Annotated in this window: 26 protein-coding genes; 6 read left to right on the top strand and 20 right to left on the bottom strand. The window is 71.5% G+C overall.

The window, feature by feature from the left end; translation table 11 throughout:
• Positions 1-9 precede the first annotated feature (9 nt).
• From AC1DPN_RS00710 to AC1DPN_RS00670, 9 genes are all read right to left on the bottom strand, one after another.
• A complete protein-coding gene (locus AC1DPN_RS00710) occupies positions 10-171 on the bottom strand; it encodes a hypothetical protein (protein ID WP_477082807.1) in 162 nt (53 codons plus the stop codon).
• A gap of 234 nt (positions 172-405) precedes the next feature.
• Positions 406-990 (bottom strand): GNAT family N-acetyltransferase, encoded by a 585-nt coding sequence (locus AC1DPN_RS00705; RefSeq protein ID WP_477082806.1) that lies wholly within the window; start codon positions 988-990, stop codon positions 406-408.
• A 20-nt stretch (positions 991-1,010) separates the two neighbouring features.
• Positions 1,011-1,946, bottom strand: coding sequence for a cold-shock protein (locus tag AC1DPN_RS00700; RefSeq protein WP_477082805.1), 936 nt, complete (start codon positions 1,944-1,946; stop codon positions 1,011-1,013).
• Between the two features lie 115 nt (positions 1,947-2,061).
• Positions 2,062-2,511, bottom strand: coding sequence for an HIT family protein (locus tag AC1DPN_RS00695; RefSeq protein ID WP_477082804.1), 450 nt, complete (start codon positions 2,509-2,511; stop codon positions 2,062-2,064).
• A gap of 26 nt (positions 2,512-2,537) precedes the next feature.
• Complete coding sequence (locus tag AC1DPN_RS00690) at positions 2,538-3,665, bottom strand: epoxide hydrolase family protein (protein ID WP_477082803.1); 1,128 nt, start codon at positions 3,663-3,665, stop codon at positions 2,538-2,540.
• A 59-nt stretch (positions 3,666-3,724) separates the two neighbouring features.
• Entirely contained in the window at positions 3,725-5,371 is a 1,647-nt protein-coding gene (locus AC1DPN_RS00685) for a GGDEF domain-containing protein (RefSeq protein WP_477082802.1), read from the bottom strand.
• A gap of 108 nt (positions 5,372-5,479) precedes the next feature.
• Positions 5,480-5,983, bottom strand: a complete 504-nt coding sequence (locus tag AC1DPN_RS00680) for a hypothetical protein (protein ID WP_477082801.1) — start codon at positions 5,981-5,983, stop codon at positions 5,480-5,482.
• A 148-nt stretch (positions 5,984-6,131) separates the two neighbouring features.
• Positions 6,132-6,668, bottom strand: coding sequence for an aromatic ring-opening dioxygenase LigA (locus AC1DPN_RS00675; protein ID WP_477082800.1), 537 nt, complete (start codon positions 6,666-6,668; stop codon positions 6,132-6,134).
• Positions 6,669-6,775: 107 nt separating this feature from the next.
• Positions 6,776-7,006 (bottom strand): hypothetical protein, encoded by a 231-nt coding sequence (locus tag AC1DPN_RS00670; protein WP_477082799.1) that lies wholly within the window; start codon positions 7,004-7,006, stop codon positions 6,776-6,778.
• Between the two features lie 58 nt (positions 7,007-7,064).
• On the opposite strand from AC1DPN_RS00670, the gene AC1DPN_RS00665 reads away from it, so the two are divergent.
• On the top strand, positions 7,065-7,466 hold the full coding sequence (locus AC1DPN_RS00665; RefSeq protein WP_477082798.1) for a nuclear transport factor 2 family protein: 402 nt from the start codon (positions 7,065-7,067) through the stop codon (positions 7,464-7,466).
• A gap of 19 nt (positions 7,467-7,485) precedes the next feature.
• Here the strand turns inward: AC1DPN_RS00665 and AC1DPN_RS00660 are convergent, their stop codons facing one another.
• On the bottom strand, positions 7,486-8,304 hold the full coding sequence (locus tag AC1DPN_RS00660; RefSeq protein WP_477082797.1) for an endo alpha-1,4 polygalactosaminidase: 819 nt from the start codon (positions 8,302-8,304) through the stop codon (positions 7,486-7,488).
• A 205-nt stretch (positions 8,305-8,509) separates the two neighbouring features.
• Between AC1DPN_RS00660 and AC1DPN_RS00655 the strand changes: the two genes are divergently transcribed.
• Positions 8,510-8,929: a GNAT family N-acetyltransferase gene (locus AC1DPN_RS00655; protein ID WP_477082796.1), complete on the top strand. Its 420-nt coding sequence runs from the start codon at positions 8,510-8,512 to the stop codon at positions 8,927-8,929.
• An 18-nt stretch (positions 8,930-8,947) separates the two neighbouring features.
• Here AC1DPN_RS00655 and AC1DPN_RS00650 read toward each other — a convergent pair whose 3' ends face one another.
• From AC1DPN_RS00650 to kdpA, 5 genes are read right to left on the bottom strand one after another with little or no spacing between them, the layout of a single operon-like run.
• Positions 8,948-9,637 carry a response regulator gene (locus AC1DPN_RS00650; RefSeq protein WP_477082795.1) on the bottom strand — a complete coding sequence of 230 codons (690 nt, stop codon included), beginning with the start codon at positions 9,635-9,637 and terminating at the stop codon, positions 8,948-8,950.
• Complete coding sequence (locus tag AC1DPN_RS00645; RefSeq protein ID WP_477082794.1) at positions 9,637-12,174, bottom strand: DUF4118 domain-containing protein; 2,538 nt, start codon at positions 12,172-12,174, stop codon at positions 9,637-9,639. The genes AC1DPN_RS00650 and AC1DPN_RS00645 overlap by 1 nt, the downstream gene beginning before the upstream one ends.
• Positions 12,171-12,815 (bottom strand): potassium-transporting ATPase subunit KdpC, encoded by a 645-nt coding sequence (gene kdpC / locus AC1DPN_RS00640; protein WP_477082793.1) that lies wholly within the window; start codon positions 12,813-12,815, stop codon positions 12,171-12,173. The genes AC1DPN_RS00645 and kdpC overlap by 4 nt, the downstream gene beginning before the upstream one ends.
• On the bottom strand, positions 12,815-14,908 hold the full coding sequence (kdpB, locus tag AC1DPN_RS00635; RefSeq protein WP_477082792.1) for a potassium-transporting ATPase subunit KdpB: 2,094 nt from the start codon (positions 14,906-14,908) through the stop codon (positions 12,815-12,817). The genes kdpC and kdpB overlap by 1 nt, the downstream gene beginning before the upstream one ends.
• On the bottom strand, positions 14,905-16,569 hold the full coding sequence (gene kdpA, locus AC1DPN_RS00630) for a potassium-transporting ATPase subunit KdpA (protein WP_477082791.1): 1,665 nt from the start codon (positions 16,567-16,569) through the stop codon (positions 14,905-14,907). The genes kdpB and kdpA overlap by 4 nt, the downstream gene beginning before the upstream one ends.
• 425 nt (positions 16,570-16,994) lie before the next feature.
• On the opposite strand from kdpA, the gene AC1DPN_RS00625 reads away from it, so the two are divergent.
• Positions 16,995-17,765 (top strand): DUF4118 domain-containing protein, encoded by a 771-nt coding sequence (locus tag AC1DPN_RS00625; RefSeq protein WP_477082790.1) that lies wholly within the window; start codon positions 16,995-16,997, stop codon positions 17,763-17,765.
• 103 nt (positions 17,766-17,868) lie between these two features.
• Here AC1DPN_RS00625 and AC1DPN_RS00620 read toward each other — a convergent pair whose 3' ends face one another.
• The 3 genes from AC1DPN_RS00620 to AC1DPN_RS00610 are packed head-to-tail and all read right to left on the bottom strand — an operon-like array spanning position 17,869 to position 19,933.
• Positions 17,869-18,645 carry an ABC transporter permease gene (locus AC1DPN_RS00620; protein WP_477082789.1) on the bottom strand — a complete coding sequence of 259 codons (777 nt, stop codon included), beginning with the start codon at positions 18,643-18,645 and terminating at the stop codon, positions 17,869-17,871.
• Complete coding sequence (locus AC1DPN_RS00615) at positions 18,642-19,358, bottom strand: ABC transporter ATP-binding protein (protein ID WP_477082788.1); 717 nt, start codon at positions 19,356-19,358, stop codon at positions 18,642-18,644. Before AC1DPN_RS00615 ends, AC1DPN_RS00620 begins: the two co-directional genes overlap by 4 nt.
• A complete protein-coding gene (locus tag AC1DPN_RS00610; RefSeq protein WP_477082787.1) occupies positions 19,355-19,933 on the bottom strand; it encodes a TetR/AcrR family transcriptional regulator in 579 nt (192 codons plus the stop codon). The genes AC1DPN_RS00615 and AC1DPN_RS00610 overlap by 4 nt, the downstream gene beginning before the upstream one ends.
• A 73-nt stretch (positions 19,934-20,006) precedes the next feature.
• On the opposite strand from AC1DPN_RS00610, the gene AC1DPN_RS00605 reads away from it, so the two are divergent.
• Positions 20,007-21,083 (top strand): DMT family transporter, encoded by a 1,077-nt coding sequence (locus AC1DPN_RS00605; protein ID WP_477082786.1) that lies wholly within the window; start codon positions 20,007-20,009, stop codon positions 21,081-21,083.
• 7 nt (positions 21,084-21,090) lie between these two features.
• On the opposite strand, the gene AC1DPN_RS00600 is transcribed toward AC1DPN_RS00605, so the two are convergent.
• Complete coding sequence (locus tag AC1DPN_RS00600) at positions 21,091-21,966, bottom strand: helix-turn-helix domain-containing protein (RefSeq protein WP_477082785.1); 876 nt, start codon at positions 21,964-21,966, stop codon at positions 21,091-21,093.
• Between the two features lie 158 nt (positions 21,967-22,124).
• On the opposite strand from AC1DPN_RS00600, the gene AC1DPN_RS00595 reads away from it, so the two are divergent.
• The gene (locus tag AC1DPN_RS00595; protein ID WP_477082784.1) at positions 22,125-22,973 is read left to right on the top strand and encodes an aldo/keto reductase; all 849 of its coding nucleotides are present in this window, start codon (positions 22,125-22,127) and stop codon (positions 22,971-22,973) included.
• Between the two features lie 53 nt (positions 22,974-23,026).
• Positions 23,027-23,521 (top strand): DinB family protein, encoded by a 495-nt coding sequence (locus AC1DPN_RS00590; RefSeq protein WP_477082783.1) that lies wholly within the window; start codon positions 23,027-23,029, stop codon positions 23,519-23,521.
• Positions 23,522-23,786: 265 nt separating this feature from the next.
• On the opposite strand, the gene AC1DPN_RS00585 is transcribed toward AC1DPN_RS00590, so the two are convergent.
• Positions 23,787-24,215, bottom strand: coding sequence for a nitroreductase family deazaflavin-dependent oxidoreductase (locus AC1DPN_RS00585; RefSeq protein WP_477082782.1), 429 nt, complete (start codon positions 24,213-24,215; stop codon positions 23,787-23,789).
• Between the last annotated feature and the right edge of the window lies 1 nt (position 24,216).

Raw genomic sequence — 24,216 nt, 5'->3', positions numbered from 1 at the left:
GACGGCCCATCAGTCGCGCTGGGCTACCACAGCGAAGGTCCACGAGCTCGGGTCGTAGGGGGTGCCCGTCAGGTCTCCGAACACGTCGGACAGGCTGAAGCCCGCTGCATAGAGCTCGTCCGACACCTGCTGAGGCGAAAGGCAGTGCATCCAGTTCCAGATCTGGCGCACGCGTGCGTCCTTGACGATGGTGTACCGGTCGAGCACCAGGCGTAGGTCCGGGTACGTCCACGCGACACGGGCGCCGAGACCGGGTCGAGATGGAACGCCAGCATCTGCGCCGAGATGTGCGGGTCGTCCCAGAACTCCGGGGTCGTGTACGTGCTGAACACGGCCGGGCGCTCGCTCATGCGGTCAGGCTCCCCAGGGTCGGGCATCTCGTGCTTCGAACATCGCATGTGACCGTCAGAGGGGTGACGGCCCGGCGACCGACCGTTCCCACTGCTCCCTGGTGATCTCGTACCGGTACCCGCCGAGCTCAGCTCCCTCGACCGCCAGCATGTCCTCGGGCGTCGCCAGTGTCTGCGTGACCGCCATCCCGACCTTCTCCATCACGTTCTGCGAGGCGCGGTTCAGCGCCATCGTCGCGCCCCACACGACGCGGACGTCGAGGTCGGTGAACGCCTTCGCGAGCAGGGCCGAGGAGACCTCGGTCGCATAGCCACGGCCCCAGGCGGCCCGCCGCAGCCGGTACCCGAGCTCGGCCTCGTCCCGTGGCCCCTCACGCTCGGGGCGCAGGCAGAACCACCCGACGAACGCGCCACCCGCCTGCTCGTACGCCGCGAAGAGCCCGAAGGCACCAGCCCACCGGTCATAGCCGGCGAGGATGCTCGGCAGGTCTCGATCGCGGATCAGCTCCGGTGCGGTCGTGTCGCCTCCGGACAGGTAGCGCATGACCGCGGGGTCGCTGTCGAGCTCGATCAGCAGGTCGGCGTCGTCGACACGAAAGCGGCGCAGCGTCACGCGTTCGGTCTGCAGGTACGTGTCCACGGCGGGATGCATGCCTGAGCTCACACCCGTTCGACGCTGTCCGCCTGCGGTCCCCGATCACTCTGGCGCACCTTGTACCGGACCCGATCGCCTTCCTGCAGCGCTTCGGCGCCCCTCACGACCGAGACGTGCACGAACAGGTCCGCACCCCCGGCATCCGGGATGATGAAGCCGAAGCCACGGTCCGCGTCGTACCGCGCGACGACGCCCTCGCCGCCGCGCACTGCGCCGCCGGACTCCCTCGCGGGGCCGGATCGACCGCGGCCCGACGCCGCGGGCGCACCCTGCCGTGCAGAGCCAACGAGCCGGACGTTGCGGGCCTGCGGCCCCTTCTCACCCTCGGCGAGGTCGAAGGTCACGCGATCCCCCTCGGACAGCTCGGCCAGCCCTCCGGCCAGATCGCGGACGTGGGCGAAGGCGTCCTCGCCGCCGACGTCAGGCGTGACGAACCCGAAGCCCTTGTCGACGTCGTACCAGGACACCGTGCCGTCCGCCCCGTCGGAGGCAACGGGCCGGGCGGCCTGGGCCCCGAGCGGCAGCAGGTGGTCCGCCTGCGGCCCCTTATCCCCGTCGACGACCAGGAACGCCACCCGCTGCCCGTCCGAGATCACGCCGCCGCCCACGATCGCTGAGCTGTGCACGAAGATCTCGCCGCCACCGCCGTCGGGCGTGACGAAGCCGTACCCCTTGCCCGGCTCGTACCAGGAGACCGTGCCGAGCACTCCGAGGGGTGCGTCCGGGGCATGGTCACCCGTGACCCGGACGCGCCGGGCCTGCGGGCCACGGTCGCCCTCGCCCACCTCGAACTCGACGACCTGGCCCTCGCGGAGCAGCTTCGTCCCGTCGTCGTTCACGACCTCGGATGCATGCACGAAAAGGTCGTCGGCCTCCTCCCCGAGAGACAGGAAGCCGAACCCCCGCTCGGCGTCGAACCAGCGGACAGTTCCCTGGGGCACGTTGGACTCCTCGTCGAAGCAGATGTTTGCTGCCCCCAGTCTCCCCCGGCAACACGGCCCGCTGCGCGAGCGATGGCCCACGAGCCTGCGGCGGCGGGACGACGTCGAGGTCGAGTCAGCCCGTGGACGCGGTGGCGGCTCTGATCGCTTGCGCGTCGGCGTCGAGGAGCGGCCTGTCGCGTTCCTGGACCTCGGGCTCGATGGTCCAGCCGTCCCCCGCGTAGCGAGGGATGACGTGGAGGTGGAAGTGGAACACCGTCTGGAAGGCGACCTCGCCGTCACAGAGGAGGACGTTGATCCCCTCGCAACGCATGCTCGAGCGGCGCAAGGCTCGCGCCATCTCGTGGCCGACCGACCAGACGTGAGCGCTCGTGGCTCGGTCGAGGTCTTCGAGGCCCACAGCGTGTACGCGCGGAACGACGAGAAGATGGCCGGGCACGACGGGGTTCAGGTCCATGAAGACCACGACGGTCTCGTCCTCGAACACCACGCTCGCCTCGGCCTGTCCGGTCACGATGGCGCAGAAGATGCACTCGTGCGGCGTCGGTGTCGCGTGAGGTGTCATGCGCGCACGAGCTCTCGCTCGCTTCCTCATCGGAGGGCGCCGTCGCCGGGCTGCAGATGCAGCTCGCTCGCGAACCGACGCACGCGCTCAGCCATCGCCTCCGGCACCTCCGCGACGGCGAAGTGCCCGCCCTCGGGCAGCCGCTCGAACACGCGCAGGTCGCGGTAGAACCGCCGTGCCACCGACTCGGGGTTGTCGTGCTCGTGGCGCTGCACGAAGACGGCGGCCGGCACTTCGACCGGCGGGATGACCGCGTCGGCACCGTCGACGTAGGTCCCGAACGACGTGCCGATGCTCTGCGTCACCCAGTACAGAGTCGCCTCGGTGAGGATCCGCTCGCGCGAGATGCGCCGTTCCACGGCGGCCGGGTCGCCGGGCGGGGTGTCGCTCCACTCGACGAGCTTCTCGGTGATCCACGCGAGCAGTCCGGCCGGAGAGTCGTTGAGCCCCGCGGCGAGGGTGTCGGGACGGGTGCCCTGCACGTGGGCGTAGCCCGCCTGCTGGTACCAGCCGGCGGCCATGCGGTCGTAGAAGGCGCGCTCGGTCACGTCGCTCGACGCCGCCTGCTCGTCCTGCGACAGGAAGTGCGCGTGGGTGACCACGAGCCCGGCGACCGACTCGGGATGCGTCGCAGCGACGAGGTCGCTGACGTTCGCGCTGATGTCCTCGCCGTACGTGAGATAGGTCGAGTAGCCGAGGACGTCGGTCATGAGGGCGTGCGCCAGCCCGGCGAGCCGCTGCTCGGTCGGCGGTCCGTCCAGCGGCGGCGAGAACGCGAAGCCGGGCAGGCTCAGCACGACCACGTCGAGGTCGGGAAGCAGGTCGGCGAAGTCCAGCTGCAGCGCGAACGTGTGCGGCCAGCCGTGCATCACCAGGAGTGCAGGCGCGTGCGGGACGGTGGAGCGCAGGTGGGCGAAGTGGAGCGTGGTGCCGTCGACGTCCGCGAGGAACTGCGGGTGCGCGTTCAGCCACGCCTCGCGGGCACGCCAGTCGAACGCCTGCCAGGACGAGACGAGCTCCCTCAGGTACGCGGAGGTCATGCCCGACTGCGGCCGGCGAGGTGAGTCGTCGAGGAGGCGCGTACGCGCCAACCGGTCGCGCAGGTCGTCGAGAACCGGCTGCGGGACGTCGATGGCGAAGGGGCGAACGTTCATCGGCCCACGCTAGAAGAACCCACCGACATCCCTCGACGTGGGGGCTCCGGACCGGGCAGTCAGGCGTAGGCGACGACGACCCGGTCGCGGCCCGCGTCCTTGGCTGACAGCAGCGCGAGGTCGGCCGCGTGCAGCGGACGGTCGCCGTCCAAGAGGGGTCCGACGCCCACCGAGACGGTCACCCCGAGGCCGGGCGTGAGCTCGCCCCACGCGCGGCGGCGGACGAACTCGTGGACGCGTCGCGCGACCGTCTGCGCCGCCACCGCTCCTTCGCTGGGCAGGATGACGAACTCGTCCCCGCCGTAGCGCGCGACGATGTCGCCGCTGCGCGAGGCCGCGCGCAGGATCTCGGCGATGGTCTGCAGGACGAGGTCTCCGACGGAGTGGGACCAGGTGTCGTTGATGGTCTTGAAGTTGTCGACGTCGATGAACACCGCCCATGCGCCATCGGGTGCCGAGGCGAACGCTGCCGGGAGCACCCTGCGGTTGGCGAGCTGGGTCAACGGGTCCTGGTCGGCCGCGCGGCCCGCACGGAAGGTCTCAGACGCCAGGCGGCGCAGGTCGTGCCGGTCTCTCAGCGCGGAGTACCGGGCTTCCCGTTCTGCCCATGCCCGCCCGAGCGCCACCTGGGCGGTCTGCCGCCACAGGAGCATCGCGGGTTGTGCCCCCTGCTCGGCGATCATGAGGTCGGCCATCTCGGCGCGCGCGGCCGCCGCCCAGACCTCCCGGCTCGTGCTCTGCGTCGCCTGGAGCAGGGCGTCGAGCTCGTCGGTCGCCGCGTCGTAGTCCTTCGCCGCACCGTGGGCTCGGGCCATGACGAGGTGCAGCATGTGCGTCTCGAGGAGCTCGGGCCGCGCCGAGAAGCCTTCCGCCGCGCCACGGGCACGGCTGAACGCCAGCTCCGGCTCACCCAGGTGCAGCATCGCGTACGCCTCGATGACGCCGGCACGGGCCTCCATCGAGGCCTGCGCCGTCGCCCGCGCTAGCCGCCGCATCCACGTCGCCCTGCTGGCGGCCCGCACCAGGTGGGCCGCGGCCTCGTCCTCGCGCCCCAGGGTGAGCAGGGCGGTCGCCCAGTACGCGCTGAGCAGCGCGGTCTCCTGCACGACGAGGAGCTCGAGCTCTGGCTCGCTGTGCCGGGTGATCGCGGCGAAGGCGGCCTCCGACTGCTCGACCAGGTGCGCCGAACGCATCGCCAGGGCTACCGCCATGGTCGCCGACAGGTGGCCGTAGCTGCTGGCTGGGACGTCCTGGAGCAGCCAGTCCGCCTCGGCCAGCGCCGCGATGGACACGCTGTGCTCGCCGAGGTGGTTGGTGGCCTCGGCCAGCACAGCGAGCGCCTTTGCCCGCCAGGCGGGCTTGGGTTCGTCGCCCAGGCTGTGCAGGAGGACCTGAGCGGCCGTCACCGCGGCCCGGTGCTCACCGAGCTCTTTCAGGGCGATGAGCTCGATATAGCGCAGGTACAGCGAGGTGGGCTGGTCGCCTGCCGCCTCGGTGACGTACAGCCACCGGCGGCACTGGTCCACGGCCCGGGTGGAGAAGCCGTCGATGTAGCTTCGGTGCGCCACGTCTGAGAGCTCGTCCAGCGGGCCGAACTCGGAGACCAGGACAAGCTCGCGCGACGTCGCCGGCCCGGACCCCTCGGCGCGTGCGCTCAGGCCCGGGCTCGGCGGGGGGCCCTCGGGCTCGGCATGGGAGAGAGGCACGACACCTCCCCTGGAGACGAGTGCGGCGACCGGTGCGCCAATCGACGCCCGAGTGTTCTATCGGACGATCGGCTGGGCTTTCTTCAGTCTCCCGTCGGGCGAGATCGCTCACACTTCCGTGTCAGCACTCCTGGCCCTGCTCGGGACCCCCGGTCGCACGAACGTCGTCTCCCAGTTGACCGACCATGTCGACCCGTCGTCCCACGAGAAGGACTGCTGCCACCGCGGGACCTCCTCCGAGGTGAACCACTCGAACCGCACCTGCACGTCGGCATCACGGATCCGCTGGACCGCGTCGAAGACGCCGTGCCCGTCGACGAACCTCCCGACGACCGGCTCGTCGAGCACGCCCGGAGCACGGTCGGAGCTCCACCAGATGCGCCACACGGCCTCCTCGGGCGAGTAGAGCCGCAGCGTCAGGCCTTCGAACGCTCCGAGCGGCGAGTCGCGGACGATCAGTCGGTCCACGTTCCCGCCCGACAGCACGGGCTCGCAGGTGCCGACGCCGACGAACTCGATCCACTCCGTGCCGGCGGGATCGGTGACGTCGCGCAGCCGGCGGTTCTGCACGACCCACTCGCCGTGCAGGAAGTCGAAGTCGGTGGTGGTCATGGCGCGCACGCTACGACCGACCCCCGACAGAGGTCCGGCCCGCAGCGACGCGGTCACGGCCGGAGGGTCACCAGGGACGAAGAGAGGCCCCGAGCCGTGGAGCTCGGGGCCTCTCGTGTGCTGACCGGAGGTCAGCGTCAAGCAGGGGTCACGCGACGGCTTCGGGTGCCTTGACTGCCTCGATGGGCTGGCACCGCGTGAGGGCGTAGCCGACGATCCCGAACACGACACCCAGACCCATGACGAGGGCTGCGACGCCGAACGCGATCACCGAGGTGAACAGCGACGCGCGCAGGAACGAGCCGTTCATCACGGTCGTGCGCACGCCGGTCATCTTGGCCATGTCGGGGTCGGCCTTGATCTCGTCGGCCGTGGCGCCTTCCTCGGTGAGCTTGGCCTCCAGGGCGTGCATCTCAGCGCCGATCTCCGCGTACGTCTTGCCGTCAGCGGCGGCCAGTGCGTGGTGCTTGATGATGTCGGCCTGGGAGAACGCCTCCCACGGCGTGTCGACGAGCGCGCCACCGAAGTGCGCGGCGTCGGGCGACACGGTGATCTTCTCGGCCTTGAGGTTCGAGGAGACGGCTCCCCAGGTGATGCCACCCGCGACGAGGAAGATCGCGCCGGCGACCATGGTGATGATGCCCAGGATGCGCACCAGCCCGTGGGACTTGCGTACCGCAGTCATGTCAATGATCCCTTGGTGTCCAGACGAAGCGACACCGTTGTGTCGTCTCGGTGGGGTGTCCCCACACCAGTCCCATCGGCCACCCTGCGGCGCGCGTGGATAGGTCTTTAGACCCCAATGGCCTCGTCGGGCCGTGGCTCGGTCGCCGGGAACAGCGCCGGACCGCTCAGGATGGCGCCGACCTCCTCGGCCCGCACGGGCCGGCTGAACAGGAAGCCCTGACCCTGCCGGCAACCCAGCGCGCGCAGGGCGTCGGCCTCCTCGACGGTCTCGATCTGCTGGGCATGACCAGACCGGTCGGCGGGTTCCACCCGCGCCAGGGCCTCGACCGCGACCACCTGGTGACCGTCGAGGGTGACGACGGGCTGGTAGAGGACGGGCTACTAGGGTCGGCCCATGGCAATGACGCCGCAGGACGCCGACGCGGCATGGCACGCCGCCTGGTCGGCCCGGGACCAGGAGCTGGCCGCCGAGCTCCTCCATCCCGACTACGCGCTCGTACTCGTGCATCCCGCCCCCGCGCGCGTCGCTCGCGACGAGTGGCTCGCCACACTGCCGGTCTACGTCGTGACCGGGTGGGCCACGCTCGAGTCCGCATGGGACGTCGACGGCGACGTGGCCGTGCACCTGCAGAAGGTGGACATGGCCGCGTCCGTGGCCGGCGTCGACCGTAGCGGGATCTTCATCCTCAGCGACACCTGGCGACGCACGCCCGACGGCTGGCGGGTCTGGCGTCGGCACTCGACACCGCTCCGGGCCGGGGAGATGCCGCGGCCCGAGGCGAGCGGGTCGGCCTGACCCGCCCGCCCCGGAAGCATCAGCAGAACTTGTACACGTACCCGCTCGTGCCCTGGGCCACGACGTCGCGGTCGCGATAGACCACGCTCGTCGTCGCACCCCGGGCGTTGCACGCCTGGGTGAAGTTGGCCGTGCCGCCGTTGTCCGTGTACTCGATCTCGTACACCTGCGCGCCGTAGGTCGACGTGAAGTCGTCGCACTCGTCGTAGACCTGGCACTCCTCGACGATCGCAAAGTCGAACCCGATCGCCTTGCCGTCCGCCGCCATCGACGAGTCGTTCTTCTGCGCGATCGCCAGGCCGTCCGCGTGCGCCCGTGCCGCCAGCAGCGTGGCGAAGTCGACGTTGTTTTGCCTGGTCAGGCGCTTGGCGCTGCGGCTGTAGCTGTCGAGGTTGTCCGGCTCGATCGCGCTGTAGCCGCGGGCCTTGCAGCCGTCGACCCAGCGGCCGACGATCGCGAGGAGCTGGGTGCGCTTCGCGGCCGTCGACGTGTCCAGCAGCATCTCGTCCCAGGCGCTGTCGATGACGTACGACCCGTTCGCCTTCTTCAGCAGCAGGTCGTCGTGGTGCGTCTTCCACCAGGTCGCGTCGTCGGGCTGGGTCTGGAAGGCGTTGACGTAGCAGACGTTGTACCTGCCGGACGCAGGTGCGTCGAGCCGGTCGCGGTCGACGATCGTGACGGTCGACGACGGCGTGTAGGCGCCGCCGATCTGGTAGTCGAGCTGCCCGTTGGCGGGCGGCAGCGGGTACGTCGCGGCAGTTCCGGACGACGCGCAGCCGAGCAGGAGAGCCGCACAGGACAGGATGACGACGGCGAGGCCTCGCACAGGGGCGCTCATCAGAGACCTCCAGGAGTCGCGGCGCTGTTCGTCACTCGGCCGGAGCGCCCCTCGGCTCCCCCGGACGTGGCATGGCGTCTCCGCCAGCCAGCAACCACGGTCGAGGATTGGTCTAGCGCATCCGCCGTGCCCGTGCGCACATGTGAGCAGAACGGTTGCGCGTTTTCCAGAGCGGCGCTCCCCGAGGTCGCGACAGGATGCTCAGGTGGACAACAGGATCAGACTTCACGCCAGGGGGGAGCTGACCGACCCGGAGCTCAGCGCACTGCACGCGGCCGCGTTCGGCCACCCGCTCACGGTGATCCCCTGGCAGCAGCGACTCGCGGACCACAGCGTCACGTGGATCACTGCCCGGCTCGACGGTCGGCTCGTGGGCTTCGTCAACGTGGTCGGCGACGGAGGTGTCCACGCGATCCTCCTCGACACCTGTGTCGCACTCGAGCTGCAGGGGCAGGGCGTCGGAATGTCGCTCGTCGCGGCCGCGTCCGAGGAAGCGAGACGTTCCGGCTGCCAGTGGCTGCACGCGGACTACGAGCCCCACCTGGTCGACTTCTACGAGGGCGCGTGCGGCATGCGCCACAGCGAGGCGGCTCTCTTGCGACTGGACAGCACCGCCCGGGACTGACGGCCGGGCGCGTCACGACTACACCTCGAACAGGTACCCCATGCCGGGCTGCGTGATGATGTGCCGAGGGTGGGCCGGGTCGGTCTCGAGCTTGCGTCGCAGCAACGCGGAGTAGACGCGCAGGTAGTGGGTCTCGTCGGAGTAGCCCGGACCCCAGACCTCCTGGAGAAGCTGGCGACGGCCGACGAGGCGGCCGCGGTTGCGCACGAGGACCTCCAGCATCGACCACTCGGTCGGGCTGAGCCGCACCTCGTCACCGTCCCGGAGCACGCGCCGCCGGGCGAGGTCGATGGTCAGCTCTCCCGCCGCCACCAGGGCGTCGTCCGCGTCGGTGGCCGGTGCCGTCGAGCGTCGGACGGCGGCGCGCAGGCGGGCGAGCAGCTCGTTCATGGCGAACGGCTTGGTGACGTAGTCGTCGGCCCCGGCGTCCAGGGCGTCGACCTTGTCCTCCCCGTGCTGTCGCGCCGAGAGGACGACGATGGGCACCCGGCTCCAGCCGCGGATCGCCGCGATGACGTCGAGCCCGCTCATGTCGGGCAGGCCCAGGTCGAGCAGCACGACGTCGGGGGCGTGCGACGCCGCGGCTGCGATCGCCGTCGCTCCGTCGACAGCCGTGCTGACGTCCCAGCCGGAGGCCCTCAGGGTGATCGACAGGGCGTGCGCGAGCCCGGGCTCGTCGTCGACCACGAGGATCTTGTTGCCGGCCATCAGGCGCTCCCATCCGCGAGCGGGACGCTCACGAGCATGGTCAGGCCGCCGCCCGGGGTGTCCTCGACGCTCAGCTCGGCGCCGACCGCCGTGGACAGCCCGTCGGCCACCGCGAGGCCGAGGCCCAAACCGGTGCCGGTCGTGTCTCCGAGGCGCTGGAAGGCCGCGAACATGTGCTCCTTGAGCTCGTCGGGGATGCCCGGACCCTCGTCGACGATCCGCACGACCATGCCGCTGCGGACGACCGACGCACTCACGACCACGGGGCTGCCCGCCGGTGCGTGGCGGACGGCGTTGGAGACCAGGTTGGCGACGACGCGCTCGAGGAGCCCGGGGTCGGTGTGCACCAGAGGCAGGTCGTCGGGCACGTCGAGCACGACCGCACCGGGCGGGTACCCCTCGACCGCGAACGGCACGATCTCGTCCAGGCTCGTCGCGCGCAGGACGGGACGCACGCTGCCGGTCTGCAGCCGGGAGAGGTCGAGCAGGTTGTCGATGAGCCTCTCCAGGCGCGCGGTCGACGCCTCGAGGGTCCCGACGAGCGCCGCACGGTCGGCCTCGTCGAGGTGCAGGTCCGTCGAGGTCAGCCCGTCCACCGACGCCCGGATGGTGGCCAGCGGGGTGCGCAGGTCGTGGGAGACGGCAGCGAGCAGTGCGGTCCGCGTCGCGTCGGCCTGGCCGAGGATGCGTGCCTGCTCGGCCTGCGCGCGCAGGCGCTCCTGCTCCAGCACGATCCCGACCTGGGACGCGAAGGCCTCGAGCACGCGGCGGTCGCTGGCGGGCAGGACACGACCGGTCAGGGCGAGCACGCGCTCATCGTCCACGACCAGGACCACCTGCGCCGACTCCGGGTCGAGCGCCGGCTCGGCGCCGTCGGTCGCCAGGACGTCCCACCCCCCGGTGCCGTTCTTCGCGAGCAGCGCCACGGCCTCGAGCGTGAACGTCTCGCGGAGCCGCGCGACCAGCGCGGCGGCGGTGTCCTCGCCCGAGAGCACGGAGCGGGAGATCGCGGCGAGGGCGGAGGCCTCGGCCCTGGCGCGGAACGCCTCGGTCGTGCGCCGGGCCGCCAGGTCGACGACGGACGCCACACCGGCGGCGACCAGGACGAAGACGCCGAGCGCGAGCGCGTTCTCCGGCTGGGCGACGGTCAGGCGGCCAGTCGGTTGCGTGAAGTACCAGTTGAGCAGCAGGAAGCCGACGACCGCGCTGACGATGGCGGGCCACAGCCCACCGACCAGCGCGACCAGGACGGTCAGCGCGAGGAAGAGCATCAGCTCGGTCGGCAGGCTCACGACGTCCCGCAGGACCGTGAGCAGGACCACGGTGAGGAGCACCGGCCCGACGATCGCCAGCAGCCATCCGCCGATCCGACGGGATGCCGAGAGCGCCGATGCCCGACCATGTCGACGACGACCCGAGCGCGCGCGCTCGTGGGTGACCAGGTGCACGTCGATCATCCCCGCGAGCCGGGCGATCTCGGTGCCGTTGCTCTCCCGGACCGCCTCGCGCCACCGGCTGCGCCGGGACACACCGACCACGATCATCGTGGCGTTGACCCCGCGTGCGAAGTCGACGACAGCGGAGGGCACATCCTCGCCGACGACCGTGTGGAACGTGCCGCCGAGCGACTCGACGAGCTGTCGTTGCTCGGCGATCCGCGCCGGCGGCGCGGAGGGGAGCCCGTCGGTGGCCAGCACGTGCACCGCGAGCAGCTCGGAACCGGCGGCTCGCTGGGCGATCCGCGCGCCGCGTCGCAGCAGGGTGTCGCCCTCGGGTCCGCCCGTGACTGCGACGACCACGCGCTCCCGAGCGGGCCACGGTGACTCGATGCGGTGGTCGCGCCGGTAGGTCGCGAGGGCGTCGTCCACGCGGTCGGCGAGCCAGAGCAGCGCGAGCTCACGCAGCGCCGTGAGGTTGCCGACGCGGAAGTACTGCGTGAGCGAGGCGTCGATCTGCTCGGCCCGGTACACGTTCCCGTGCGCTAGCCGCCGACGCAGCGCCTCGGGAGCGAGGTCGACCAGCTGGATCTGGTCGGCGTCCCGGACCACGTGGTCCGGGACGGTCTCGCGCTGCTTCACGCCGGTGATGGCCTCGACGTCGTCGTTCAGCGACTCGAGGTGCTGCACGTTGACGGTGGTGACCACGTCGATGCCCGCGTCGAGGACACGGTCCACGTCCTGCCAGCGCTTGGCGTGCTCGCTGCCCGGCACGTTGGTGTGCGCGAGCTCGTCGATCATGACCACCTGCGGTGCCCGCGCAAGCACCGCGTCGACGTCCAGCTCGGTGAACGACACGTCACGGTGCACGATCGTCCGCCGAGGCAGCACCTCGAGCCCGTCGAGCTGGGCGGCGGTCGCGGCGCGGCCGTGGTCCTCGACGAGGCCGATGACGACGTCCGTTCCCCGGGCCATCCGGCGGTGAGCCTCGTCGAGCATCGCGTACGTCTTGCCGACGCCCGGGGCCGCGCCCAGGTAGACGGTCAGCCGGCCCCGACGAGGGCGGTCGACGCCTGCGGCGCCCTCGTCGGGGCGGGTCATGCGCCCTGCAGGGCGAGGTTGAGCCGCAGCACGTTGACGCGCGGCTCGCCGAGGACGCCGAGATCGCGTCCGGCGCTGGCTTCGTCGACGATGCTCCGCACCTGGTCCGTCGTCAGGCCCCGTTCCTTCGCGATGCGCGCGACCTGGAGGTGCGCGTAGGCGGGGGAGATGTCGGGGTCGAGGCCGGACGCCGACGCGGTCAGTGCGTCGACCGGCACGTCGGCGTGGTCGACGCCCTCGTCCGCGGCCACCGCCGAGCGACGTTCCTCGACGGTGCCCAGCAGGTCCTCGTTGAGCGGACCGAGGTTGGACCCGGCCGACGCGAGGGTGTCGTACCCGTCGCCGGCGGCCGACGGGCGCGGGTGGAACCACTCAGGTCCGTCGAACGACTGGCCGATCAGCACAGATCCCACAGCCTCATTGTCGGGGCTGACGACGCGCTGGCCAGACGATGTGACGAGCGAGCCGTTCGCCTGCCACGGGAAGGCGAGCTGGGCGACGCCGGTGACCGCGAGCGGGTACGCGAACCCGAGCACGACGGTCAGCACGAGCAGCACGCGCAGGCCTGCCCAGGTCTGTCGCACGAACGCGACTGTGTCAGAGCCGGCGGAGTAGTGGGCGCGGTTGGTGGTGGTGGTCATCAGGACATCCCCAGGGCAGTGACGAGCAGGTCGATGAGCTTGATGCCGACGAACGGTGCGATCACGCCACCGAGCCCGTACACCAGCAGGTTGCGGCGCAGCAGGGCGGACGCGGCGGAGGGCCGGTACCGCACGCCCCGCAGCGCCAGCGGCAGGAGCGCGACGATGATCAGCGCGTTGAAGATCACCGCCGAGAGGATCGCGGACTGCGGGCTGCTCAGGTGCATCACGTTGAGCACGTCGAGCTGCGGGAACGCGACGACGAACATGGCCGGCAGGATCGCGAAGTACTTGGCCACGTCGTTCGCGACGGAGAACGTGGTCAGGGCGCCGCGGGTGATGAGCAGCTGCTTGCCGATCTCGACGATCTCCAGGAGCTTGGTCGGGTTCGAGTCGAGGTCGACCATGTTGCCGGCCTCCTTCGCGGCCGTCGTCCCGGTGTTCATCGCGACCCCGACGTCCGCCTGTGCGAGTGCCGGTGCGTCGTTGGTGCCGTCACCGCACATCGCGACGAGCCGTCCCCCTTCCTGCTCACGCCGGATGAGTGCGAGCTTGTCCTCGGGCGTCGCCTCCGCGAGGAAGTCGTCGACGCCGGCCTCGCTCGCGATGGCCTTCGCGGTGAGCGGGTTGTCGCCCGTCACCATGACGGTCCGGATGCCCATCGCGCGCAGCGCGTCGAAACGCTCCCGCATGCCGTCCTTGACGACGTCCTTGAGGTGGATCACGCCAAGCACCCGGGCGGGTGCGTCCCCGAGCTGCTCCGCGACCACGAGCGGCGTCCCGCCCGAGGCGGAGATCGCGTCGACCGTCGCGGCGACGTCCGCGCCGGAGTGGCCGCCCGTGGTGCGCACCCAGTGGGTCACGGCCGCGGCGGCGCCCTTGCGGACCGCCCGAGCCGGCCTCTCGGCGGTGGCCGGAAGGTCCACGCCGCTCATCCGGGTGCGGGCCTGGAACGGGACCAGCTCGGCGCCGACCAGGTCACCCTCCGGGCGCTCGCGCAACCCGAAGCGATCCTTGACCAGGACGAGGACCGAGCGGCCCTCGGGTGTCTCGTCGGCCATCGAGGACAGCTGCGCGGCATCGGCCAGGGTCTCGGGCGCGACACCCGCGGCCGGCAGCAGGTCGGCCGCCTGCCGGTTGCCCAGCGTGATCGTCCCCGTCTTGTCGAGCAGCAGGACGTCGACGTCGCCCGCGGCCTCGACCGCGCGCCCGGACATCGCCAGCACGTTGCGCCGGACGAGCCGGTCCATCCCCGCGATCCCGATGGCCGACAGCAGCGCACCGATCGTGGTCGGGATCAGGCAGACCAGCAGCGCGACGAGCACGATCAGCTGCTGCTGTGCTCCGGAGTAGACCGCGAACGGCTGCAGAGTGACGACCGCCAGCAGGAAGATGATCGTCAGCGTGGTGAGCAGGACGTTGAGCGCCACCTCGTTCGGGGTCTTCTGCCGCTCCGACCCTTCGACCAGCGCGATCATCCGGTCGACGAACGTGTGCCCCGCGGGCGCCGTGATGCGCACGACGATCCGGTCGGACAGGACCACCGTGCCCCCCGTGACGGCCGACCGGTCGCCGCCGGACTCGCGGATGACCGGCGCGGACTCTCCGGTGATCGCCGACTCGTCGACGCTGGCCACGCCCTCGATGACGTCGCCGTCGCCGGGGATGGTCTCGCCGGCCACGACGATCACGACGTCGCCGATCGTGAGCGACGACGACGCGACCTCGGTCGTCGCCGTGCCGACCACCTTGCGGGCGGTGGTCTCACGCTGCGTCGCCCGCAGGCTCGCCGCCTGAGCCTTGCCCCGTCCCTCGGCCACCGACTCGGCCAGGGTCGCGAACAGCACCGTGAGCCACAGCCAGACGGTGATCGACCAGGCGAAGACGCTCGGCTCGAGGATGGCGAGGACCGTGGTGAATGCGGCGCCGACCTCGACGACGAACATCACCGGGGAGTCCCACAGCTTGCGCGGGTCCAGCCCGCGCAACGCTCCGGGCACCGCGGCACCGATCTGGCGGGGCGAGAGCGTCGACGGTGCCGCGTCGACCGTGTGAGGCTCGGCGGGCGGCTTCTGGAGAAGGGTGGTGCTCATGAGAGGGACTCCACGACGGGACCGAGAGAGAGGACGGGGACGAAGGTGAGACCGACGACGACGAGGGTCACCGTGACCAGGAGGCCGACGAACAGCGGCGTGTGCGTGGGCAGGGTGCCTGCGCCCTCGGGCACCTTCCTCTGGCTCGCGAGACGGCCGGCCAACGCCAGCACGAGCGCGATCGGCACGAACCGACCGACCAGCATCGCGAGCCCGAGCAGGGTGTTGTAGAACGGCGTCCCGGTGGTCAGCCCGCCGAACGCCGAGCCGTTGTTGTTCCCCGCGGACGCGAACGCGTAGACGATCTCCGAGAGGCCGTGCGGGCCGCCTTGCAGCTGCCCGGCCAGACCGGCACTCGTCGAGATGGCGATCGCCGAGCCGATCAGGACGACCGCGGGCATCGTCAGCACATAGAGCGCGACGAGCGTGATCTCCTGCCGGCCGATCTTCTTGCCCAGGTACTCAGGCGTGCGCCCGACCATGAGCCCGGCCAGGAACACCGAGACGATGATCAGCACGACCATCCCGTACAGGCCGCTGCCGACGCCGCCGGGGGAGACCTCGCCGAGCAGCATGCCCAGCATGGCGACGCCGCCGCCTTGCGCGGTGAGCGAGTCGTGCATCGAGTTCACGGCGCCCGTGGACGTCATGGTCGTCGAGGCCGCGAACAGCGCCGACGCAGCCTCACCGAATCGGACCTCCTTGCCCTCCATCGCGCCACCGGCGGCCGCCGGAACGAGTCCGGGTCCGGCCATCTCGGCCCAGGTCAGGAATCCGACCGCAGCGACCCACAGGGTCGACATCGCCGCGAGGATGGCCCACCCCTGACGGCGGTCACCGACGATCCGGCCGAACGTGCGCGGCAGGCTGAACGGGATCACGAGGAGCAGGACCACCTCGAACGCGTTGGTCCACGGCGTCGGGTTCTCGAACGGGTGCGCCGAGTTGGCGTTGAAGAACCCGCCGCCGTTCGTCCCGAGCTCCTTGATGGCCTCCTGCGAAGCCACCGGTCCTCCGAGCACCGACTGGGTCCCTCCGGCCAGCGTCGTGATCTCGGTGTGCGCGTGCAGGTTCTGGATGACGCCCCCGGCGACCAGCACGAGCGCGGCGACGAACGCCAGCGGCAGCAGCACCCGGACCGTCACCCGCACGAGGTCGGCCCAGAAGTTGCCCACCCGGGAGTCGGTCCCGGACCGGGCGAACCCGCGGGCGAGCGCCGCGACGACCGCGACACCCACCGCCGCCGACAGGAAGTTCTGCACGGCGAGCCCGGCCATCTGGAACAGGTGTCCCGCGGCCGCCTCACCCGAGTACCACTGCCAGTTGGTGTTCGTCACGAAGGAGACGGCGGTGTTCCACGCTCCCGCCGGGTCCAGCGGGGCCATCCCGATGTCGAGCGGCAGCTTGTCCTGCATCCGTCCGAGACCGAACAGCAGCAGCACGGACGCGAGCGAGAACCCGAGCACCGAGAGCAGGTAGGTGCTCCACCGCTGCTCGGCGTCGGGGTCGACCCGCATCAGCCGGTAGCCCGCGCGCTCGACCGCCAGGTGCTTCGGGGAGGTCAGGGTGCGGTAGATGTAGTCACCGAGGGGTCGGTGCGCGGCGGCGAGGACCACGACGACGATCGCGATCTGGCCGACGGCGGTCCAGGTGGCGCTCATCGGACCTTGTCCGAGCGCAGCAGCTGGACCACCAGGTAGACGAGCAGCGCGCCGGCCACGGCGAGGCCGGCGATCTCGAGCCCGCTCATGACCGGTCCAACCGGCGGGCGAGGAGCGCGACGGCGGCGAAGAACGCCACGGTCAGCGCGAGGAATGCCACATCGGCCATGGGTCTCACAGCACCTTCGACGTCGGGCGGAGGACCACTCGCACCGGCCACTCCGACGACCCGCACCGGGGCCGCATCCGCAGGTCTACGCCGCTGTTCGCGCGTCGTCGGCTCCCTTGACGGAACCTTGACGGCGCCGCCCCGGGTCTTAGCGCAACGTTGTCGGCCACCTCCGTGCCGGAAGCGCCATGCTCGAGGGAGACCCGAGACGCGGGCCGTCGTCGCCGGTCCACCCGACGACGGGAAGGAGGCGGAGATGCCGCTCGGAGTGACCTACCGGTCGGTGGTCCTCGGGTACGCCGTGCTCGCACCCCTGATCGTCGGGGCCACCCTGCACGCGCTGCGGGACGAGATCACGACGACGACGGCGGCACTGGTCCTGGTGCTGCTCGTCGTCACCGCAGCAGCCACAGGTCTGCGCTCGGCCGGCATCGCGGCCGCTCTCTCCGCGGGCGTCTGGTTCGACTACTTCCTCACCGAGCCCTACCTCAGCCTCAAGGTCACCAGCAGCGACGACATCCAGGCGACCGTGCTGCTCCTCGTCGTCGGCATCGCCGTCAGCGAGATCGCGCTCTGGGGTCGGCGCCAGGCTGCGCGTGCCAGCCGCCGCGCCGGGTACCTGGACGGGGTCTTCGGGACCGCGGACATCGTCGCCCAGCCCGGGGCGTCCCCCGAGGCCCTGGTCGACCGCGTCGATCGCCAGATCGTCGAGATCCTCGACATCGACACCTGTCGGTTCGAACGCCTCGAGGAGGACTCCGGCACGACTCGGCTGCACCGCGACGGCACCGTGACGCAGCGGGGCACCCCGTACGACGTCGACCGTCACGGGCTGCCGACCGACGACGTGATCACGCTCGCAGTCCGGCACAGCGACCGCACGTACGGCCGGTTCGTGCTCACGGCGGCGACGCGGGTCGTCCGACCGACGTTCGAGCAGCGACGCGTGGTCGCCCTGCTCGCCGACCAGGTCGGCGCCGCACTCGCCAGCCGTGCCGAGCCCCGGGGAGCCGAGCATTCGTCATGACGTCGGTCGTCGACGGGCGTCAGCACGCCTGCCGGCTGCCGGCAGACGCTGCGCTGTCTCGAGGTGGGAGGAGCTGGAGTCTCGATCGACCACTCACGCGCGCTCAGCGTGCGAGCTGGAGTCGGTCCCAGAGACCGATGGTGAGCGCGGCACACGCGCCTCCGAACACGGCGACGAGCGCGAGGGCGCCCGCGGGTACCGCCGTGGGGTCCATGGCCCACAGAGCCGGCGCGGCCAGGGGAACCCAGGACGTCGCGCCCGCGAACACCGAGATCTGGGCGACGACGATCGTCATCGCCGCGACCGCGACGCCGGGCAGGATGCCCCGCCCGAGCGTCGCGGCCACGGCCGCCGCCACGGCGAGCAGCGCGGACAGGACGCCGAGCACGACGATCCGGGCGAGCCCCTCGACGACATCCTGTCCGGGGGCGCCCAGACCGAACGACAACCCCACCAGAGCGAGGGTCACGACGAGGACCAGCGAGACGAGCGCCGCCCAGACGAGGTGCACGACGAGCTTGGCCGACGCGATCGCCGAGCGGCTCACGGGGAGGCCGAACAGCGCAGGCGCCGTGCCGTCGACGAACTCCCGTCCGACGAGCCACGCTGCGCCCAGACCGAACGCGAACACCGAGGCGGCCGCGGTCACCTGCGTCGCGGCGAGGACGAGCGCATTCCAGTCGGCCCTTGCGATCTCCGGTCCCAGCTTCGCCAGGATCTGCGCACGGGTCTGCGGGGTGCCGCCCCCGCGGGCAGCCGCAAGGATCGAGGCGACGATCGCGGGGACCCCGAGGGCGAGCAGCAACCCGGTCGCTCGGAGCGTGGCTGACGCCCTCGCCTTGCGCGACTCGACGACGAGCGCCGTGCGGAACCCGTTCACGTCGCCGCCTCGTGCACCTTCGCGAAGAACGCGCGCTCGATGTCGACGCCGCTCGGGTCCAGCGACCCGACCACCCGGCCTTCGGCGATCACCGAGATCCGGTCCGCGATGCGCGCGACCTCGTCGAGGTGGTGGCTGGAGACCAGCACGCCCGCACCGGACGCGACGCGGCGGAGCAGCGCCTCGCGCAGGGCGATGATCCCAGCGGGATCGAGCGCGGTCGTGGGCTCGTCGAGCACCAGCAGACGCGGGCCGTGAGCGAGCGCGGCCGCAAGGCCGACCCGCTGCGCGTTTCCCGAGGACAGCCGTCGAACGAGCACCCGTGCGTACCGCACGAGATCGAGCTCGTCGAGCACCGCGCCGACGACACGAGGGACGTCCCGCGCGGCGACGCCGTGCAGGCGCGCGGCCAGCGCGAGGTTCGCAGCAGAGTCGAGCTCGCCGTAGGTCAACGGGTGCTCGACGAACGCCCCGATGGCCGCCCACTGCTCGGGGCCCGCGGACGCCACCTCCGTTCCGAGCACTTCGACCGTGCCCCGCTGCGTCCGCAGCATGCCGAGAACGAGCTTCATCAGAGTCGACTTTCCGGCACCGTTCAGGCCGACGAGCGCATGCACCTCGCCGGCGCGAACGTCGAGGTCGACATCTCGGACCCCGGCACCGCCGCGATAGGTGTAGCCGACGCCGGCCAGGCGGAGGAGCGTCTCGGTCATCGGCCGTGCTCCAGGAGGTCGAGGGCACGAAGGATCGCACTGCCGAGCGTCGCGCCCGTCTGCTCGGGCCACGCGAGCAGGGCAGTCATGAGTGCGGCCATCAGTGCCGCCGCGCAGACGTCCGCGTCGGCCGGCGCGGTGCCGCCCGCGACCAGCTGTTCGGCGATCGCCGCCTCCGTCTCCGCGGTGCCCGAACGGACCACGGGCAGCAGGCTCGGCGTCCGGGCTGCCAGCGCGATGCGTGACCTGAGCGTTGCGTCGTCGTCGAGGGGGCTCCCTTCCCACGCGGCCCGGACACCCCGGACGGCGCGGACAAGAGGCGGAAGGTCTGTCGGCTGGGCGCCGATCGCCGCGGCGATCAGTGGGTCGTACGGGTCGTCGACGACCAGCTGACCCTTGCTGCGGAAATGCCGGTAGAACGTCATCTCGGTCACGCCGGCGTGCCCGGCGACCTGCGCGACCGTCGTCGCGTCGTACCCCTGCCGACCGAACAGCTCGAACGCGCTCTCGACCAGCCGGACGCGGGTGCGCTCGGCCTTGGTCGACCCGAGGGAAGAGTTCTGGGCGCGAGCCATGGCTGAAATGTTAGTGACTAACAATCCATGCGTCCAGGGCGGGCGACAGCCGACGCGGCCCCGTAAGCTCCGCATGGGCGACGATGGAGTCGTGATCGACCACTCACGCGGGCTCAGCAACAGCGGTGTGCGTGCCGCGCTGCTGGCGGCCGTGCTGTTCGGGGCGAGCGCCCCGCTCGCGAAGCTGCTGCTCGGTGAGGTCAGCCCGTGGCTGCTTGCCGGACTGCTCTATGTCGGCGCGGGCCTCGGCATGTGGGTCTGGCGGGTGGTGCGACGCGCGCCCCGGGTCCGGCTCGCTCGCCGCGAGGTGCCGTGGCTCGTCGGCGCCGTGGCGGCGGGTGGGGTCGCGGGCCCCGTGCTGCTGATGTTCGGGCTGTCCTCCATGCCGGCGTCCGGGGCGTCGCTGCTGCTGAACGCCGAGGGTGTCCTGACGGCCGTCATCGCGTGGTTCGTGTTCCGTGAGCCGGCGGGCCGACGCGTCGTGCTCGGGATGGCGGCGATCGTCGCCGGGGCCGTCGTCATCGCGGTGCCCACAGGGCAGGCACAGGTCACCTCGGTGTGGCCCGCGGTCGCGATCGTGGGTGCGTGCGCGTGCTGGGCTCTGGACAACAACCTGACCCGCAAGGTGTCGCTGACGGACGCGACGTGGCTGGTGGCGGTCAAGGGCTCGGTCGCCGGGCCGACGAACCTGGTCGTGGCGCTCCTGCTCGGCGCGCAGCTCCCCGGGCTGGGGACGACCGCCGCCTCGCTGGCGCTCGGCTTCGTCTCCTACGGGTTGAGCCTGGTGCTGTTCATCGTCGGCCTGCGACACATCGGCGCCGCCCGGGCCGGCGCGTACTTCTCGATCGCCCCGTTCTTCGGCGCGGTCCTGGCCGTGACCCTCGGCGACCCCGTGACCTGGCAGCTGCTGCTCGCCGGCGCGCTCATGGCCGTCGGGACGTGGCTGCACCTCAGCGAGGAGCACGGCCACGAGCACACGCACGACGCCGTCACGCACGAGCACTGGCACACGCACGACGACGGCCACCACGACCATCAGCACGCGGAGCTCGTCGCGCCCGGTGTCCGGCACCGGCACGTGCACAGCCACGAGCCGGTGACCCACACCCACGAGCACTACCCCGACGCGCACCACCGCCACGAGCACTGACGGCCCGTCACGTCGTCGCGGTCGTCCGGGTCGCGGCGAGGGTGGCGAGCAGCTGGAGGCCGTCGGCGGCGGGCGTGCCGGGTGCGGCGCTGTAGGCGATGAACACGAGGCCCGGCTCCGCCACGAGCTCCATGACGTCGTACTCCAGGGCGAGGATCCCGACGTCGGGGTGCCGCAGACGCTTCAGGCCGGTGCGGTGCAGACGCACGTCGTGGGTCGCCCACAGGGTCCGGAACGCTTCGGAGCGGGTGGACAGCTCGCCGACGAGGTCGGACAGCGCCTTGTCGAACGGGTTGTGCCCGGCCGCGGCATGCAGCGCGGCGACACAGTCATGGGTGACCTGCTCCCAGTCGGGGTAGAAGTCCCGCGCTGCCGGGTCGAGGAAGGCGAACCGGGCCGAGTTCGGCAACGTGCCGGTGTGCTGGGCGAACCGGTAGACGGGGCTCTGCAGCTCCCGCGCCAGTGCGTTGTCCGCGACCGTGTCCATGTGCGAGTCGCGCACGTACGCCGCGACGGTGCCCATCGCATCCAGCACCCGCTGCATCGAGGCCCCGACGGGCGTGCGCGGTGTGGTGGCCGTGCGCCGCCGACGCGCGGGCTGGTTCGCTGCGTGGGCGAGGTTGCGCAGGTGCAGCAGCTCGGCCTCGTCCAGTCGCAGCGCGCCGGCGATCGCGTCGAGCACCGCGTCGGAGGCCCCGGCGAGGTTGCCGCGCTCGAGGCGGGCGTAGTACTCGGAGGAGACGCCGGCCAGGACGGCGACCTCGTCGCGCCGCAGCCCGGGCACGCGCCTCCGGCCGGTCCCTGCGGGCAGCCCGACGTCGGTCGGCGCGAGCCGCGCCCGGCGGGACGCCAGGAAGTCGCGCACCTCGTCACGTTGGTCCATGCCCTCGACCGTACGAGCACGCCGACCCGGAAGCCACGCACTGTCAGTGCACCCATCGGCAGAGCGTTCCTGCGCGTGGGCGCTCGTGGTGTGGTGGGCACAGTCGATGCACCGCCCGGCCGGTGCCTCGTCCCTGAACGCGACGAAGGAGCTCCACCATGCAGACCGTGACCCTGAACAACGGCGTCGAGATGCCGATCCTCGGCTTCGGCGTCTTCCAGATTCCCGACGACGAGACCGAGCGGGCCGTCTCGTCCGCGCTGGAGGTCGGCTACCGATCGCTCGACACCGCGGCGGCCTACCAGAACGAGGAGGCCGTCGGCCGTGCCATCACGGCCGCAGGCATCCCCCGCGACGAGCTGTTCGTGACGACGAAGCTGTGGATCCAGGACGCCGGCGACGAGGACAACACGCTGCGCGCGTTCGACCGGTCGCTGCAGCGCCTGGGTCTGGAGCACGTCGACCTGTACCTGATCCACCAGCCCTTTGGCGACTACTACTCCCAGTGGCGGGCGATGCAGCGTGTCCTGGCCGAGGGTCGCACGCGCGCGATCGGGGTCTCGAACTTCCCGATCGACCGGCTCGTCGACCTCGCGCTGCACAACGACGTCGTCCCCGCGGTCAACCAGGTGGAGACGCACCCGTTCCGCCAGCAGCGCGAGAACCAGGAGCAGATGGCCGAGCTCGGTGTCCAGATCGAGTCGTGGGGGCCGTTCGCCGAGGGGAAGAACGGCTTGTTCAGCAACCCGAGCCTCGCGGCGATCGCCGAGGCGCACGGTCGCACCGTCGGACAGATCGTGCTGCGCTGGCTGACGCAGCGCGGCGTCGTGGCGATCCCTAAGTCCGTGCGCCCCGAGCGCATGGCCGAGAACCTCGCCTCGCAGGACTTCGACCTCACCGACGCCGAGATGCAGCAGGTCGCCACCCTCGACACCGGCGAGTCGCAGTTCTTCGACCACCGCGACCCGCAGTGGGTGCGCGCCCTGGGCGGCCGCCGCGTCGACTGACCGCGGCCGCCTGACGATCGGACAGGAACACCACCCGGCGCTAGCGTCGTTCCGTGCGAACACCCGCGCGTCTCGCTCCGCTTCTCGCGCAGTACGACTGGGCGACCGAGCGGCTGCTCGCGCGCCTGACGGGTCCGGACATGGACAGCGGTGACGGGGAGCGCGTCCGCGTGGTGCCGCTCACCGACGCCGAGTACCTCTGGGAGCCCGTGCCCGGGTCGTGGTCGCTGCGCCGGCAGGCCGACGGACCCGGACCGGGAGCCACGGTGCTGGTCGGCGCGGGCGACTGGGGGCGCGACGGTGGCCGGCCGCACCCGTGGCCGCCGCCCGTCACGACGATCGCGTGGCGGATGGCCCACATGACCGAGATGCTCACGCTCCGCGCCGAGTGGACCGTCGGTGAGCGCCGCCGCACCGAGGCCGACCTGCAGTACGCCGGCGACGCGGCCGGCGCGGTGCGCGCGCTCCAGGACGGGGTCCTCGCCTGGCGGGGGGCGCTCACGAGCGCAGACGACGTGGCGCTCGACACGGTCGGGCGCAGCACCTAGCCCGACGGGAGCGACGCGGAGGACGCGTTCTCGACCTCGTGTGGTGGGTGAACCAGGAGGTACTGCACCACGGTGCCGAGATCGCCCTGCTTCGTGACCTGCACGCGCGGCGGTAGCCCGCAGATGGAATGGAGGATGGCCACCCCCGACAACGGCTATGTCGCTGCGTTCGAGGACGGGACGATGACCGTCGCCCCCGAGCGCGGTGGCGTCGGCCCGGAGACCTGACGTCCCGGGCACCGGACTTCCGCCGACGGCCGGTTCGTCACACCGGTTCCAGCAGGATCAGGGGGATCTCGCGCGACGTCCGCCCCTGGTACTCCGCGTAGTTCGACAGCGCCGCGGTGACCCGCGGCCAGAGCTCGGCACGCTCGTCGGGCGTCGCCACCCGCGCCACCATCGGTCGCGACGGTCCGCCGGAGACGGCGACCCGGACATGCGGGTCGTCGACGAGGTTGAGGTACCAGGACGGATGGCGGTCGTCCCCGCCGGCGGACGCGACGACGACGAGCGCGGGTCCGACCTCCACCGGCACGGTGAGCATCGACACCCGTGGCTTGCCCGACCGACGCCCGACGGTGGTGAGCTCGATCGACGGCAGGCCGACGAGGTTGCCGCCGAGCCGTCCGCCCGTCACCTTCACGACCGCGCGATGGATCCCGCTGAGCGTCCGCATGACCAGGGTGCTCGACACG

This window comes from Cellulomonas sp. P4_H4, assembly GCF_056400865.1.
This window is presented reverse-complemented; position numbering and strand designations above follow the sequence as displayed.

Excerpts from the sequence above, each read along its gene's own strand:
- AC1DPN_RS00690 (WP_477082803.1), bottom strand. The coding sequence starts at position 3,665 with ATGAACGTTCGCCCCTTCGCCATCGACGTCCCGCAGCCGGTTCTCGAC.
- AC1DPN_RS00695 (WP_477082804.1), bottom strand. The coding sequence starts at position 2,511 with ATGACACCTCACGCGACACCGACGCCGCACGAGTGCATCTTCTGCGCC.
- AC1DPN_RS00605 (WP_477082786.1), top strand. The coding sequence starts at position 20,007 with ATGGGCGACGATGGAGTCGTGATCGACCACTCACGCGGGCTCAGCAAC.
- AC1DPN_RS00610 (WP_477082787.1), bottom strand. The coding sequence starts at position 19,933 with ATGGCTCGCGCCCAGAACTCTTCCCTCGGGTCGACCAAGGCCGAGCGC.
- AC1DPN_RS00680 (WP_477082801.1), bottom strand. The coding sequence starts at position 5,983 with ATGACCACCACCGACTTCGACTTCCTGCACGGCGAGTGGGTCGTGCAG.
- AC1DPN_RS00615 (WP_477082788.1), bottom strand. The coding sequence starts at position 19,358 with ATGACCGAGACGCTCCTCCGCCTGGCCGGCGTCGGCTACACCTATCGC.
- kdpC (WP_477082793.1), bottom strand. The coding sequence starts at position 12,815 with ATGACCACCACCACCAACCGCGCCCACTACTCCGCCGGCTCTGACACA.
- AC1DPN_RS00675 (WP_477082800.1), bottom strand. The coding sequence starts at position 6,668 with ATGACTGCGGTACGCAAGTCCCACGGGCTGGTGCGCATCCTGGGCATC.
- AC1DPN_RS00650 (WP_477082795.1), bottom strand. The coding sequence starts at position 9,637 with ATGGCCGGCAACAAGATCCTCGTGGTCGACGACGAGCCCGGGCTCGCG.
- AC1DPN_RS00600 (WP_477082785.1), bottom strand. The coding sequence starts at position 21,966 with ATGGACCAACGTGACGAGGTGCGCGACTTCCTGGCGTCCCGCCGGGCG.
- AC1DPN_RS00625 (WP_477082790.1), top strand. The coding sequence starts at position 16,995 with ATGCCGCTCGGAGTGACCTACCGGTCGGTGGTCCTCGGGTACGCCGTG.
- AC1DPN_RS00665 (WP_477082798.1), top strand. The coding sequence starts at position 7,065 with ATGGCAATGACGCCGCAGGACGCCGACGCGGCATGGCACGCCGCCTGG.
- kdpB (WP_477082792.1), bottom strand. The coding sequence starts at position 14,908 with ATGAGCACCACCCTTCTCCAGAAGCCGCCCGCCGAGCCTCACACGGTC.
- AC1DPN_RS00595 (WP_477082784.1), top strand. The coding sequence starts at position 22,125 with ATGCAGACCGTGACCCTGAACAACGGCGTCGAGATGCCGATCCTCGGC.
- AC1DPN_RS00660 (WP_477082797.1), bottom strand. The coding sequence starts at position 8,304 with ATGAGCGCCCCTGTGCGAGGCCTCGCCGTCGTCATCCTGTCCTGTGCG.
- kdpA (WP_477082791.1), bottom strand. The coding sequence starts at position 16,569 with ATGAGCGCCACCTGGACCGCCGTCGGCCAGATCGCGATCGTCGTCGTG.
- AC1DPN_RS00645 (WP_477082794.1), bottom strand. The coding sequence starts at position 12,174 with ATGACCCGCCCCGACGAGGGCGCCGCAGGCGTCGACCGCCCTCGTCGG.